Source organism: Saccharopolyspora sp. NPDC045839, assembly GCF_056431645.1.
On record NZ_JBWKKH010000045.1, the window covers coordinates 1 to 13,386 of the forward strand.

The 13,386-nt window shown below is 71.3% G+C and carries 13 protein-coding genes; 6 read left to right on the forward strand and 7 right to left on the reverse strand.

The genetic code is table 11. The annotated features are described in order from the left end of the window. Positions 1-374 precede the first annotated feature (374 nt). From AC07EQ_RS38580 to AC07EQ_RS38595, 4 genes are all read left to right on the forward strand, one after another. Positions 375-1,121, forward strand: a complete 747-nt coding sequence (locus tag AC07EQ_RS38580) for a Fic family protein (protein ID WP_478392760.1) — start codon at positions 375-377, stop codon at positions 1,119-1,121. A gap of 195 nt (positions 1,122-1,316) precedes the next feature. Then, positions 1,317-2,249, forward strand: a complete 933-nt coding sequence (locus AC07EQ_RS38585; protein WP_478392761.1) for a nucleoside hydrolase — start codon at positions 1,317-1,319, stop codon at positions 2,247-2,249. 82 nt (positions 2,250-2,331) lie between these two features. Further along, complete coding sequence (locus AC07EQ_RS38590) at positions 2,332-3,237, forward strand: LysR family transcriptional regulator (protein ID WP_478392762.1); 906 nt, start codon at positions 2,332-2,334, stop codon at positions 3,235-3,237. 70 nt (positions 3,238-3,307) lie between these two features. After that, complete coding sequence (locus AC07EQ_RS38595) at positions 3,308-3,826, forward strand: cysteine dioxygenase family protein (protein WP_478392763.1); 519 nt, start codon at positions 3,308-3,310, stop codon at positions 3,824-3,826. A 27-nt stretch (positions 3,827-3,853) separates the two neighbouring features. Here the strand turns inward: AC07EQ_RS38595 and AC07EQ_RS38600 are convergent, their stop codons facing one another. Both AC07EQ_RS38600 and AC07EQ_RS38605 read right to left on the reverse strand, forming a co-directional pair. Beyond that, positions 3,854-4,765, reverse strand: coding sequence for an N-acetylmuramic acid 6-phosphate etherase (locus AC07EQ_RS38600; RefSeq protein ID WP_478392764.1), 912 nt, complete (start codon positions 4,763-4,765; stop codon positions 3,854-3,856). A 58-nt stretch (positions 4,766-4,823) separates the two neighbouring features. Continuing rightward, positions 4,824-5,744 (reverse strand): MurR/RpiR family transcriptional regulator, encoded by a 921-nt coding sequence (locus AC07EQ_RS38605; RefSeq protein WP_478392765.1) that lies wholly within the window; start codon positions 5,742-5,744, stop codon positions 4,824-4,826. 175 nt (positions 5,745-5,919) lie between these two features. Here AC07EQ_RS38605 and AC07EQ_RS38610 point away from each other — a divergent pair, with 175 nt between their 5' ends. Beyond that, positions 5,920-6,300 carry a hypothetical protein gene (locus AC07EQ_RS38610; RefSeq protein WP_478392766.1) on the forward strand — a complete coding sequence of 127 codons (381 nt, stop codon included), beginning with the start codon at positions 5,920-5,922 and terminating at the stop codon, positions 6,298-6,300. 43 nt (positions 6,301-6,343) lie between these two features. Here the strand turns inward: AC07EQ_RS38610 and AC07EQ_RS38615 are convergent, their stop codons facing one another. Together AC07EQ_RS38615 and AC07EQ_RS38620 are read right to left on the reverse strand one after the other, a co-directional pair. Next, the gene (locus tag AC07EQ_RS38615; RefSeq protein ID WP_478392767.1) at positions 6,344-6,736 is read right to left on the reverse strand and encodes a PPOX class F420-dependent oxidoreductase; all 393 of its coding nucleotides are present in this window, start codon (positions 6,734-6,736) and stop codon (positions 6,344-6,346) included. A gap of 84 nt (positions 6,737-6,820) precedes the next feature. Beyond that, positions 6,821-7,234 carry a MarR family winged helix-turn-helix transcriptional regulator gene (locus tag AC07EQ_RS38620; RefSeq protein ID WP_478392768.1) on the reverse strand — a complete coding sequence of 138 codons (414 nt, stop codon included), beginning with the start codon at positions 7,232-7,234 and terminating at the stop codon, positions 6,821-6,823. Positions 7,235-7,297: 63 nt separating this feature from the next. Here AC07EQ_RS38620 and AC07EQ_RS38625 point away from each other — a divergent pair, with 63 nt between their 5' ends. Next, entirely contained in the window at positions 7,298-8,149 is an 852-nt protein-coding gene (locus tag AC07EQ_RS38625) for an MBL fold metallo-hydrolase (RefSeq protein WP_478392769.1), read from the forward strand. Positions 8,150-8,288: 139 nt separating this feature from the next. On the opposite strand, the gene AC07EQ_RS38630 is transcribed toward AC07EQ_RS38625, so the two are convergent. From AC07EQ_RS38630 to AC07EQ_RS38640, 3 genes are read right to left on the reverse strand one after another with little or no spacing between them, the layout of a single operon-like run. Beyond that, positions 8,289-10,025, reverse strand: a complete 1,737-nt coding sequence (locus AC07EQ_RS38630) for a serine hydrolase domain-containing protein (protein WP_478392770.1) — start codon at positions 10,023-10,025, stop codon at positions 8,289-8,291. A gap of 10 nt (positions 10,026-10,035) precedes the next feature. After that, positions 10,036-11,283, reverse strand: a complete 1,248-nt coding sequence (locus tag AC07EQ_RS38635) for an exo-beta-N-acetylmuramidase NamZ family protein (RefSeq protein ID WP_478392771.1) — start codon at positions 11,281-11,283, stop codon at positions 10,036-10,038. 26 nt (positions 11,284-11,309) lie between these two features. Further along, on the reverse strand, positions 11,310-13,085 hold the full coding sequence (locus AC07EQ_RS38640) for a glycoside hydrolase family 3 protein (RefSeq protein ID WP_478392772.1): 1,776 nt from the start codon (positions 13,083-13,085) through the stop codon (positions 11,310-11,312). Positions 13,086-13,386 lie beyond the last annotated feature (301 nt).

Genomic DNA, 13,386 nt, shown 5'->3' on the forward strand with positions numbered 1-13,386 from the left:
GGCTTGCTTCGCCCAGAACGCCTCCCGATCGGCCGAGGCTTCCTCGTACAGTGCCGACGTGGCGTTGGCCTGCGCCGCGAACTCCTGGGACGGCGGGAATGCCCTGCTTTCGGTGAGCAGGTTGTCGAGCGTGTTGCTCTGCCCGTCGGGCTGGGTCATTGCCGAGAACCTCCCTGGTGCGGGGATGTCAGTGCTATGGGAACCGTAATGCGATCGGGCTCACTGCAACAGAGGGTTCGTCCAAATGGTTCAGACCAATCCGGCAATGCGGTCCGAAATCGCCGCATTACGCAGGGCGGCAGCGCGGCCACTGTGTCACATGTCGCAGCGTGACCGGGCGATGGGGTGATGGCGTGCCGGTAGCGTCGTCGGGCGTGAACGAGAAGCCATCGCTGGTACCGCTGCTGGAGCTGGACGGCGTCGCCGACGCCGTGACCGCCGCCCGCGCGGCGATCGACGAGGTGCACCGGCACCCGGCCAACCGGCGCGGCTGGCCCGCCACCGCGGCCGAGGCGTCGGTCCGGGCGGCCCGCGCATCGGCGGCCATCGCTGGTGGCGCGGCCGAGATCCCGGAGTCCGGGGAGGTCACCGACCCGCTGCTGGCCGGCTCGCTGCGGATCGCCGAGGCGATGGGCACGCTGCTGCCCACCTGGCAGCGCGCGCCGCGGCAGGCGCTGGCCCGGATGCACGTGCTCGCGGCCGCGGACCTGGTCGACGACCCGGACCTGCTCGGCCGCCCGCAGCCCGACCCGGTGATCGCCGAGCGGCTCGACCTGCTCGCCGAGATCATCACCGATCGGGAGGCCCAGGGCCCGGGCCCGGTGCTGGCCGCCGTCGTGCACGGCGAGCTCCTCGCGCTGCAGCCGTTCGGCACCGCCGACGGCGTGATCGCGCGGGCCGCGGCGAGGCTGAGCGTGATCGGCAGCGGGTTGGACCCGAAGGGCCTGGTGGTTCCCGAGGTCGCGTACTTCCGGCGGCAGGAGGAGTACGCCGAGCTGGCCCTCGGCTTCGCCACCGGCGAGATCGACGCGGTCGCGGCCTGGATTGTGTACTGCTGCAAGGCGCTGGAGGCCGGGGCGCGCGAGGCGAAGTCGATCGCCGACGCCGTCCAAGAGGGCTGAACTTCCCGCGAGGGCTGGAGAGCCCGTCTTCTCGCTGTGGGATCCCCGGCATCATGCCAATTCGCCACTTCGGGGCCGTCCTCGCGAGAAGAACCCGCGGCGGTGCGCATTGCGAGGGTGGGCTGAGCGGCTGCGCCGCTTCAAGGACAACACCCCACGACATCCAATACAGCCTCTAGAGGTGAGGGATACGGCGTGAAGAAGATTTTGATCGACTGCGATCCGGGCATCGACGACGCGCTGGCGTTGGCGCTGGCGCACGGCAGCCCGGAGCTGGACGTGGTCGGCGTGACGACCGTCGGCGGCAACGTCGAACTGGAGCACACCACCGACAACGCCCTGCGGCTGCACGACTACTACGGCATGGACGCCCCGGTCTCGCGCGGCGCCGGGTGGCCGCTGGTGCGCGAGCCGCGGACCGCCGGGGACGTGCACGGGAACACCGGTCTCGGCGGCGTCGTGCTGCCGGAGCCGAAGTCGGAGCTGAGCGGCCGGCACGCGGTCGACTTCATCATCGACACCCTGGCCGCCGCGCCCGGCGAGATCAGCCTGGTGGCGGTCGGGCCGCTCACCAACATCGCGCTCGCGCTGCGCAAGGAGCCACGGATCGCCGAGTGGGCCGGGCAGTTCGTGATCATGGGTGGCTCCTACACCCGCGGCAACACCAACCCGGCCGCCGAGTTCAACATCCTCGCCGATCCCGAGGGCGCCGCCGTCGCGTTCAACGCGCCCTGGCGGACGGTGATGATCGGGCTGGACCTGACCTACCAGGCGCGGGCGAACGCCGCGGTGCGCTCGCGGTTCACCGGCCTCGGCCGGTTGGAGTCCGAGCTGATCACGCCGTGCCTGGACTTCTACGGCAGCCACATCAGCTACCAGGACGAGGGCCCGGCGATCCACGACGCGTGCGCGGTCGCCTACGTGATCGACCCGGGGCTGTTCGAGACGGTGCCGGCCCGCGTCGACGTCGAGACCCAGGGCCGGTTCACCTCGGGCATGACGGTCACGGACTTCCGGGCGCCGGCCGGCGTCCACAACGCCGACGTCGCCACGACCCTCGACTCCGAAGGTTTCTGGAGCCTGGTCGCCGACGCCTACCGCAACGTCGCAGCCGGCCTCCCGGACTGATCCGCCGTCGTGAGCGGTCGCGGCCGCTCACGACGGCTGTTCGGCCCTGATCGACGCCCGCCGAACGTGAGACATTCTCAATATGGTCGATCCGCGGTACCTGCCGACGTTCCACGAGGTCGTGCGGACCGGCTCGTACTCCGGTGCGGCGCGGCGGCTCGGCTACAGCCAGCCCGCGGTCAGCCAGCAGATGCGGGCGCTGGAGCGCGCCGTCGGCACGCCGCTGTTCACCCGCGTCGGCCGCACCATGCGGTTGACCGAAGCCGGTGAGGTGCTGGCCCGGCACGCCGCCGCCGTGCTGGGCGATCTCGTCGCGGCGCAGAACCAGATCTCGGCGATCCGGCAGCTGCGCGCGGGCCACATCCGCATCTGCGCCTTCCCCAGCGCCAGCGCCACGATCGTGCCCGCCGCGACCGCGCGCGTCACACGCGACCACCCCGGCCTGCGCATCCAGCTCATCGAGGCGGAGCCGCCCGATTCGCTGGAAACCCTGCGCCGCGGCGAGTGCGACGTCGCCCTGGCGTTCACGTATCCCGGCGTGGCGGAACGGCTGGACGGCGACGTCCTGGGTGTGGCGGTGTTGGACGATCCGGTCGTCGCGGTGCTGCCGAAGGGCCACCGGCTGGCCCGGCGGCGCTCGGTGGAGCTGGCGGACCTGGCGGAGGAACGCTGGATCGCCGGCTGCGCCCGCTGCCGCGACCACTTCGTGCAGGAGTGCGGCGCGGTCGGCTTCGAACCGGACATCGCGTTCACCACGGACGACAACCTCGCCGTGCAGGGCCTCGTCGCGGCCGGCACCGGGATCGCGCTGATGCCCGGCCTGGTGCTGTCGTTCCTGCGGCATCCGCAGGTGATCGGCCGACCGGTGCGGAAACTGGCGGGCCGCCAGGTGTCGGCCTACGCGCTGCGCGATCACCACCGGATTCCGGCGACCGCGTTGATGCTGGAGACTTTCCGCCAAGTCGGCGCCGCGATGCGCGATCTATAAGCATTGCTTTGAGCCCCACCAGGTTTTCGGTGGTCGACGCGCGGATTCGGGGCGGGGCAAGGTGATTCGCATGACTTCGCAGCTGACTGAACTGGCCGGGGCGATCCGCGAGCAGGTGCGGCGGGGCGCGCCGGCGGCGGAAACCGCCGAACTGGTGGGAGAAGCGCTCCGGCCGTTCCTGGCCGGGCCCGATCTGCTGCGGCCGGAGCAGCGGATCGGCGATCCCGACGGCTACCGGCAGCACGTGCTGCACGTGGAACCCGACGGCGGCTTCTCGATCGTCGCCCTGGTCTGGCTGCCCGGGCAGCAGACTCCCGTGCACGACCACGTCTCGTGGTGCGTCACCGGCGTCTACGAGGGTGTGGAGCACGAGCAGCGCTACGAGATCCGCGACGACCACCTGGTTCCGGCGGGCCGGAGCACCAACGAGCCGGGCGAGGTGTGCGGTTTCGCGCCGCCGGGCGACATCCACCTGGTGCGCAACGCGGGAACGTCGAAGGCGATCTCGATCCACGTCTACGGCGCGAACATCGCGGTCCTCGGCTCCAGCGTCCGCCGCAGCTACGACCTGCCCCTGGCAGCGGCCTGACCCCGGACCTGCGGGAACGTGTCCCGGTCAGTCCTCCACGGCGCGGAGGGCGTCGCGGACGTGGCCGTCGGAGACTGCCAGCGCCGCCGCTGCGCGCTCGATGTCGACGCCGGTGAGCAGGTGCACCAACGCCGTCTTGAGGTCTCCGTCCGCCGCCGTGAGCGCCGTCGAGCACACCTCTTCCGAGGCGCCCGTCGCCTCCTGCAGGATCCCGATGGTGCGGCCGCGCAGCTTCGCGTTCGTGGCGAGCATGCTGACCATCAGGTTCGAGTAGGTGCGGCCCATCCGGATCATCACCGCGGTGGAGAACGAGGTCAGCACCAGCTTCTGCGCGGTGCCCGCCTTCATCCGGGTCGACCCGCTGATCGGTTCCGGCCCGGTGTCCACCGCGATCACCACGTCGGCCGGCACCGGCCCGACGTCCGGGTTCGACGTCACCAGCGCCGTTCCCGCCCCGATCTGCCGCGCGGCGTCCAACGCGCCCAGCACGTACGGGGTGCGCCCGGACGCGGCCAGCCCGAGGACGAAGTCGATCCCGCTGGTGTCCTCCCGGATGGCGGCGGCGCCGGAATCGACGTCGTCCTCGGCGTTCTCCACGGCGCGCCGGAACGCCTCGGGGCCGCCCGCCTGGTGCGCGACGAACCAGGTCGGCGGCACGTTGAAGGTCGGGATCAGCTCGGCGGCGTCCAGCACCGCGAGCCGCCCGGAGGTGCCCGCGCCGACGTAGTGCACGCGGCCGCCCGCGCGCAGCGCCGCGACGGCCATGTCGACCGCGCGGGCGAGTTCGGGCAGCACCTGGCCGACCGCGACCGGCACCGTCCGGTCCTCGCCGTTGAGCACGTGCAGGATGTCCAGGGTCGGCAGCAGGTCGATATCCCTGGTCCTGGGGTTGCTGCGCTCGGTGGGAGCGTCCACGCGGACCGCGCGGTCCGGGCTCATCACGCCTCCTGCGGCAGTTGCGGGAGCACCCGCTCGGGGTGCGGGTCGGGGTCGCGCATCACGTCTCCTTCTGCCGCCGGCGGTCCGGGCGGCTGTCGAGGCGGTGGCCGCCCACTGCCTCGTAAGTGGCCTCCAGCGCGGCCTTCGCCTGGTCCAGGTGTCGCTGCGCGACGCCGATGAACAGGCAGTCGATCACGGTCAGCTGGCCGATGCGGCTGGCCATGGCGCCGGAGCGGTAGGTGGTCTCGCGCACCGCGGTGGTCAGCACGCGGTCGGCGACCTCGGTGATGGGCGAGCGGGCGAAGTTCGTCAGCGCCGCGGTGGTGGCGCCGCGCCGCCGCGCTTCGCGCAGCGCCTCGACCGTCTCGCTGGTGGCGCCGGTGTGCGAGATGCCGATCGCGACGTCGCCTTCCCGCAGCACCGCGGCCGAGGTCAGCGCGTTGTGCGTGTCGGCCCACGCGAAGCACGTCAGGCCGATGCGGTGCAGCTTCTGCTGCAGGTCGAGCGCGACGAACGCGCTGGCGCCGACGCCGTAGACGTCGATGCGGCGGGCGGTGGCGACGTCGTCGACGAGCCGTTGCAGGATCGCGGCGTCCAGCTGCCCGGCGGTCTCCTCGACCGCCTTCGCGTCGGTGTAACCGACCTTCTCGATGATCTGCCCGAGGTCGTCGTCCGGGGCGATGTCGCTGCCCAGCTCGCGGTCGCGGACGGACGTGCGCGCCGTGTCGGCGGCCAGCGCGATCCGCAGGTCCGGGTAGCCGCCGACGCCGATCGCCTTGCAGAACCGCGTGACGGTGGTTTCGCTGGTGCCCGCGGCCTCGGCGACCTCGGTGATGCTGCGCCGGGCTATCGACGCGGGATCGGCGAGCACGATGTTGGCCACGCGCTGCTCCGCCCGGGCCAGGCCGGGCAGCAGGGAGCGAATCTTGACGAGCGGGCTGGACTCGCCCGATTCGCGGAACGTGTCGTCAGTGACCATGTGGGAAACTTACTAACCATCGCTTGTGCAGGTCAATGGGCCTCTTCCGGGTTTCCACGGGGAAGACGCGGCAATCTCATACCCAGGTTGCCTCGGAACCCAACTACTCCGAAAGGGGTAATTCCCGGTCCGACGCTGCGACGATGCGATTCACACCCGGCGTCATGATCGCGGCATGCTGCACGCGGTGAACCCGGTCGGGGTGGTGGCGTTCCTGGCCTCGGCGGGCTTCTCGATCGCGATGTACTTCGGCGCGTTGGGCGCGGCGATCCAGCCGTACTCGCCGATCGCGGCGGTGGCCATCGCGGCGGTGCTGACGCCGCTGCTGGCGGCGGTCACGCGGGGCCGCTACTACCTGCGGCGCACCGACGACGGCATCCCGGAACCGCGCTTCGGCGCCGACGGCGACCCGGTGGACACCGCCTACCCCTGCGACGTCTGCGACCAGGCCTTCGAGCGCCCGGACGTGCTGGCCTCCGCTGTCCCGGACACGATCATCTGCTCCCTCTGCCTGGCCACGGACCGGACCGGCGCCCACGTCCTGCCGCCGACGTGACCGGGGCGGGCGCGATTCCGCGCGAAATCGCGCCCCTCCGTCGTCACTGCTTCGTCGAGTGCTCCGGTTCGACGTAGACCACCACGCGCTCCTCGCCGGGCCGGGGCCACGGGTACTCGTCCTCGTCGAGGTACTTCTTCGCCATCTTGTTGATGAACGCGCGGTCCGGGTCGTCCTCGATCTTGGCGACCTTGCCGCGCACCTCCACGTACCGGTAGGGCTGGTCCGGGTCGTGCACGGAGATGGCGATGCGCGGCTCCCGCTTGAGGTTCCGGTACTTCTGCCGCGTTTTGGTCTGGCTGAACTTCAGGTACCGGCCGTCCCAGTCGATCCACACCGGACTGGACTGCGGTTCGCCGTGCGGCCCGATGGTGGCCACGTGGGCGAAGGCGCGCTTGTTCAGGATTTCCTCGCGGTCCTGCGGAATCGCCGACACTTCGACTCCCTCCGAACGATTTGCGGCTGCGGTACGACCCTGCCCGCCCGCGACCCGCCCCGCGACTCGAACGGCGGCCCGCCGCTAGCGGTCGGCGAGGGCCCGCCGGAGGAGGTCGTGCAGGGCTTGCTGGTCCGCCGGGGTGAGCCCGGCCAGCGGGGTGTTCACCGAGAAGCGGTCGATGATGTTCGCCCGCTGCCGCTCGCCTTCGGCGGTCAGGGTGAGCTGCTTGGCGCGGCGGTCGCGCGGGTGCGGTTGCCGGGTGACCAGGCCCTGCTTCTCCAGCCGGTCGACCACGAAGGTCACGTTCGACGTCGCGCAGTGCATCCGGTCGGCGAGCTCGCGCATGGTCAGCGGCTCGCTCAGCTCGCGCAGCGCGATCGCCTGGGGCGCGGTGAGGTCGGTGTCGGCGACGCAGCCGCGCACGTGTTCGTCGATGTTGTGCGCGAGCTCGCTGATCAGGCTGCAGAGCTCGCGTGCGGCCATCGGCTGGTCCATGCGGCGAGTCTAGCAAGCTAGAACTGTTGCAACTTTAATAGTTCAAATTGTAAGTTCTCGGTCATGAACGATGCACAACGCTGGAACGCCGTGGCCGGAATCCGTTCGATCGAACTCGGCGACCTGCGCGTCAGCTACGTCCCGGACGGCGTCGTGGGCCTCAAGCCGCGCGGCTGGTTCCCGGGGACGACCGAAGCCGATTGGCGCGAACACGCGCGCCACCTCGACGAGGCCGGGCAGCTGGTCGCCAGCATCGGCGGTCTGCTCGTCGAGCGCGGTTCGCGGGCGATGCTGATCGACGCGGGCTACGGGCCGGCGGGCTCGCCGGACGATCCGGCGAACCCGGCCATCGGCGCGATCCACGGCCGCGACCTGCTTGGCAACCTGGCCGCGCTGGGCCGCGAACCCGACGAGATCGAAGCCGTCGCGATCACCCACCTGCACACCGACCACATCGGCTGGGCGCACCACGGGGCGTTCCCGAAGGCGCGGGTGCTGCTGTCCGAGCGCGAGTGGGAGCGCCGCGACCAGCACGCCGCGGACGTCACGGAGGAGATGCTGGACCGGCTGGGCGAGCAGGTGGAGACCGTCCACGATGGACAGGAGGTCTTTCCGGGCGTGCGGGTGCGGACCGCCTTCGGCCACACGCCGGGCCACGCCTCGTACACGATCTCCTCGGGCGGCCGGCGGCTGATCGTCCTGGGCGATGCGCTGCACAGCGCGGTGCAGATCGAGAACCCGACCTGGCCGGTGCGGGCGGACGTCGACCACGACGCGGCGGTCAGGTCGCGCCAGGAGCTGCTGCGCGAGCTCCGGGAGCCGAACACGATCGGCTTCGGGATCCACTTCGCGGACGTCCAGTTCGGCCGGGTCGCCGCCGAACCCACCGGCACCACCTGGATCCCACTCCCATGACCGGGTTCCGCCGCAATTTCAATGGAAATCGGACCTTCGATTTCCATTGAAATTGCGGACCTCCGGCGAGTCGGGCACACGACACGCCGGAGGTTGTGGATAACTTCCGCAATTTCAATGGAAATTGCGGACCCCTGCGTCAGCGGCCGGTGGAGAGCCAGCCTTCGGGGTGGAGGCGCGCGGCCTCGAGCTCGCCGTCCAGCAGCGTCGCGTCGCGGTCGGCCACGTGGATTCCGTCCACGTTCACGCCGCGCCCGGTGTACTGCGCGTCCGGCGCGTAGCGCCACCGCAGGCGCAGCTGCTGGCCGGCGTTCGCGTCGACCATGCCGCGCACCTTCCACCAGCTCCGATGCCCGGCCCCGGCCAACGAATCCTGCGGCTCGTCGGGCGCGCCGGGACCGGACGCCTGCAGCGGCACCGGCCGCCACCCGGCATCGTCCACACTGGACTCCACGAGCAGCGGGTCCGTGCCGTCGCCGTCGCGCTGGGTGTCCACGAACGCGAAGAACGACACCTGCGTCGGGCCGCTGACCGGCCCCAGCACGTCCGTCGTCAACGTCCCGCCCTGCCCGGAGAACCACGATTCCGAGCCCCGCGCCGGTGCCACGCCGAGGGCGCGGGCCATGCCCTGCGCCAAGGCCTGCCGGGCGGCGTTGTTCGACCCCCACTGCCGCGACGGGTGCACCCGGTTGGTCAGCAGCACCGCCACGGAACGGGACGTCGGATCGATCACCAGCGACGTGCCGGTGAAGCCGGTGTGCCCCGCCGTCCGCGGGCCGCTGAGCCCGGCCATGTACCAGCGCTGGTCCAGCTCGAAGCCCAGACCGTGCGAGTTGCCCGGAAAAGCGCCGTTGAAGTCGGTCAGCATCATCTCGACGCCTTCCTCCGACAGGATGCGGTTGCCGCCGTAGGTCCCGCCGTTGAGCACCGCCTGCCCCAGCACCGCGAGGTCGTCGGCGGTCGAGAAGACCCCGGCCTGCCCGGCGACGCCGCCGAGCGCCCAGGCGTTCTCGTCGTGCGCCTGGCCGCGGACCATGCCGCGCGGCGGCTCGGCCTCGTACTCCGTCGCCGCGATGCGGTGCAGCTCGGAGGCGGGCGGGTTGTAGCCGGTGTCGGTCATGCCCAACGGCCCGGTGATCCGCTCCGCCACGACCTGGTCCAGCGGGGCGCCGGAGACGCGTGCCACCAGCAGCCCGAGCGTGATCATGTTCGGGTCGGAGTAGGTGTAGTTGGTGCCCGGCGGGTGGTCCGGGGTGAGCTGCATGATCGACGGGATTCGCTGCTCCGGCGGCAGTTTCCACAGCTGGGCCTCGGCCTGCAGGCCGGAGGTGTGGGTGAGCAGCTGCTCGACGGTGATCGATTCCTTGCCGTTGACGCCGAACTCCGGCAGGTAGGTGGCCACCGGCGCGTCGAGCTGCACGCTCCCGTCGTCGACCAGCTGCAGCACCGCGATCGAAGTGAACAGCTTGCTGATCGACGCGACGTCGAAGATCGTGTCGCGGTGCATCGGTTCCCGCTGCTCGGGAGGCAGTTCGGTGCCGTTGCCGTCCGCGTAGCGCAGCTCGTGCCCGGCCACCGAACGGCGCACCACGACGCCCTCGTGCGCCAGCAGGCTCACCGCACCCGCGTACATCGGGTGCTCGCGGCCGGGCGTCTTGTCCGTCCAGGCCGCGATCTGCTGCAGTGCCGCGTCGATCGGGTGTGGATCGAGCCCGACGTCTTCCGGGCTCCCGTCGGACAACAAGGTGCCGGCCGGCGCGAAGCCGTCCTGCGGCCGGTCGAAGTGCCCGTACACGTGGCCGGGCGACGCCGTGGCGGACCCTGCCAGCGCAGTGACCGAAAGCAGCGCGACCGCCACCAGAATGGTCTTGCCCATCGCGTCCCCCTCAGCGGTACAGCAGGTACGGCTCGCGTTGTCGTTGGAAGTCCACCACGTCGCCCTGCCAGGGGCCGACGATCTCGGGCACGTCGGCGCCCGCGTCGACCATCGTGCGCAGGCGGTCCGAGCCGGACAGCTTGTCGATCATGTTGTCGGGTCGCCAGCCGAAGACCTGCGGGTACAACCGGCGCGCGGTGGTGATCATCGCGACGGTGGCGCCGATCGCGTCGACCTCGCCCGAGCGGTAGACCTGCACGCCGCCGCAGGTTGCGTTGGCGTGCTTGGAGAAAGTCGGCACGAAGTAGGTTTCGCGGAACCGGAGCCCCGGCAGCCCGGCGGCGTTGAGCTCCTCCGCCCAGCGCCAGTCGATGCCGGGCGCGCCGATGATCTCGAACGGCCTGGTGGTGCCGCGGCCCTCGGACAGCACGGTGCCCTCGAACAGCCCGGTCCCCGGGTAGACCGCCGCGGTGTCCGGGGTCGGCATGTTCGGGCTGGGCGGGACCCACGGCAGCCCGGCGTCCGCGCCGCGCCCGCGCCAGCCCTCCACGCGGATCACGTCGAGGCGTTCCAGCGGGCTCGGCAGGTACTCGCGGTCGAACAGCCGCGCCAGCTCGCCGACGGTCATGCCGTGCTGCTGCACGATCGGCAGCAGCCCGACGCCGGAGGCGAACCGCGGGTCCAGCCGCGGGCCGGCGACCCGGGAGCCGATCGGGTTCGGCCGGTCCAGCACCAGGAACGCCGCTCCGACCTGCTGGGCCGCCTGCATCGCGGTGAACATCGTCCAGATGTAGGTGTAGAAGCGGGCGCCCACATCGGCGATGTCGAACACGACCTGCTCGACGCCCGCCTTGCGGAACATCCCGGCCAGCTTCGCCGCGTCGGCCCCGTACGCGTCGTACACGGGCAGCCCGGTGCGCGGGTCGCGGTAGTCGCCCTCCGAACCACCGGCCTGCGACGTGCCGCGGAACCCGTGCTCCGGCCCGAAGACCGCGACCACGTCCACCGCCCCGCTGGCGTGCATGGCGTCCACGACGTGCTCCAGCGACGCGAGCACGCCGGTCGGGTTGGTCACCACCCCGACCCGGCGGCCGGTGATGTCCTGCCAGTTCCGCGCGGCGAGGACGTCCGCCCCGGTCTTGACGCCCGGGCCGAGGTCGGTGGACCGCGGGGCGGCGCACGCGGAACTCGTCGCGAGGCCCGCCGCGGGCACCGTCAGCGCCGCGGCGGTCAGGAAGCCCCGTCGATTCACACCCATGCCTGCCCTTTCCGCGTTCACCCGGGCTACCAGCTCAGGCCGTGGCCGAACGGGTACTCGTCGACACCCGGCTGACCGGGGTCGGGCACCGGGACCGGCAGCTTGCCGACCGGGGAGATCTCGCCGAAGAGCACCTTCGTCAGCGATTCCATCGCCACCGCCTTGTCCGAGTAGGTGGCGATCCAGCCGGGCAGGTCGACGTGCGCCGCGTCGTACGGGTCGCGCACGGCGACGGCGGCGACCGGCTTCCCAGTCTGCTGCAGGGCGCGGACCAGGTCGAGCTGCGTCTTGTTGGCCTCGCTCCACGCGGCGTTGGTCAGCACCACGGTGACGTCGTTGCGCTTGGCCTCCTCGACGGCCTGACCGATCTGCTCCGGCGTCGGCTTCAAGCCCGTCGCCAGGGCCGATGCCTGCGGTCCGCGCGCCTTGATCCGTTCGGCCAGCGCGGCGGTCGCCTTGTCGCCGGCGCCGGTCACGAACATCGATCCCGGCTTCCGCAGCGGCAGCATCCCGTCGTTGCGCAGGACGGTCGTGGTGCGGTCGGTGATGGCCTGCGCCTCGGCGAGGTGCTCCGGCGTCCCGACGATCTGGTCCACTTTGGACACGTCGACGAACGGGTTGTCCAGCACGCCGCGCGCGGCCTTCAGCGCCAGGATGCGCTCCACGCTCTGGTCGATGCGCTGCTCGGTGAGCTCGCCGCTGCGCACCGCGTTGACCACGCCGTCGATGGCGACCTGCACGTTGAACGGCATCAGCATGATGTCGGCACCGGCCTTGAGCGCGAGCACCGGGATCTCGGCGTCCGGGTGCTTCTCCCGCACCCCGTCCATCTTCAGCGAGTCGGTGACGATCACGCCCTTGAAGCCGAGCTCGTCGCGCAGCATCCCGGTGAGCACGTTCGGGGACAGCGTCGACGGCTCACCGGAGTCGTCGAGCTTGGGGACCATGAGGTGACCGCTCATGACCATGTCGGTCCCGGCGGCGATCGCCTCCTTGAACGGCGGCGCGTCCAGCTGCTCCCACTGCTGCCGGTCGTGCTCGATCACCGGCAGCGAGGTGTGGCTGTCCTGGCTGGTGTCGCCGTGCCCGGGGAAGTGCTTGACCGCGGCCGACACCGTCTCGCCCGGCTTCGCCGAGTCCTCGTAGCCGCGGATCTGCGCGGCGGTGAGCTGCGCGGCCAGCGCCGGGTCGGAGGAGAACGACCGCACCCCGATCACCGGGTTCGCCGGGTTGACGTTGACGTCGCCGCTCGGTGCGAAGTTCTGGTTCAGCCCCATCGCCCGCAGTTCCTGCCCGGTGATCGCGGCCGCGCGGACCGCGTCGTCGGTGCTGCGGCCGGAGCCGAGCGCCATGTTGCCGGGGAACTGGGTGGCGGGCTCCAAGATCCGGGTGACCTGGCCCTGCTCCTGGTCCGTGGAGATCAGCAGCGGCACCTTCGCGCCGGAGTTGAGCGCGGCGTCCTGCAGGCTGTTGGACAGCTCGGCGATCTGCTTCGGGTCGTAGAGGCTGTCGGTCCAGGCGAAGTGGATGATGCCGCCGAGGTGGTACTTCTGCACCACCTGCGCCGGGGTGTCGACTCCGAACTCCGCCTGGTTCTGCGGGTGCGCGGTGTCCGCCGTGCGTCCGTAGGCGTAGGTGACGAACAGCTGGCCGACCTTCTCCTCCAGCGTCATCTGCTTGAGCAGCTCGGCGGGTGACTGCGGCTGCTTCGGGGCTGCGGTGCCGCCGGTGGTGGTAAGCGCGGCGGCACCGATGGCGATGGCGCTCAGCGCGATGGCGGCGCGGCGCGCTCGGGTCTTCACGTTGGCCTCCCTGCGGGCGGGGTAACGCCGGGCGGAAAGTGTTCACCACGAAATCGGTCGATTTCGGAAGTTACTCACACGTTCGGCCCCGGTCAACGCTGCGCACCGGTGTGGTCGCGGACGGTGCCGCGAAGGAGGAACGAGACAGAGATACGGCGGCGGGGGGGGGGGGGGGGGGGGGGGGGGGGGGGGGGGCGGGGGGGGGGGGGGGGGGGGGGGGTGCGGTCGCCCCGACACCCCTCTGCCCCCACACCTGTGAAACGCGGATGGACAAGTCTCTGCTGCCGAGCAGCAGGTCTCT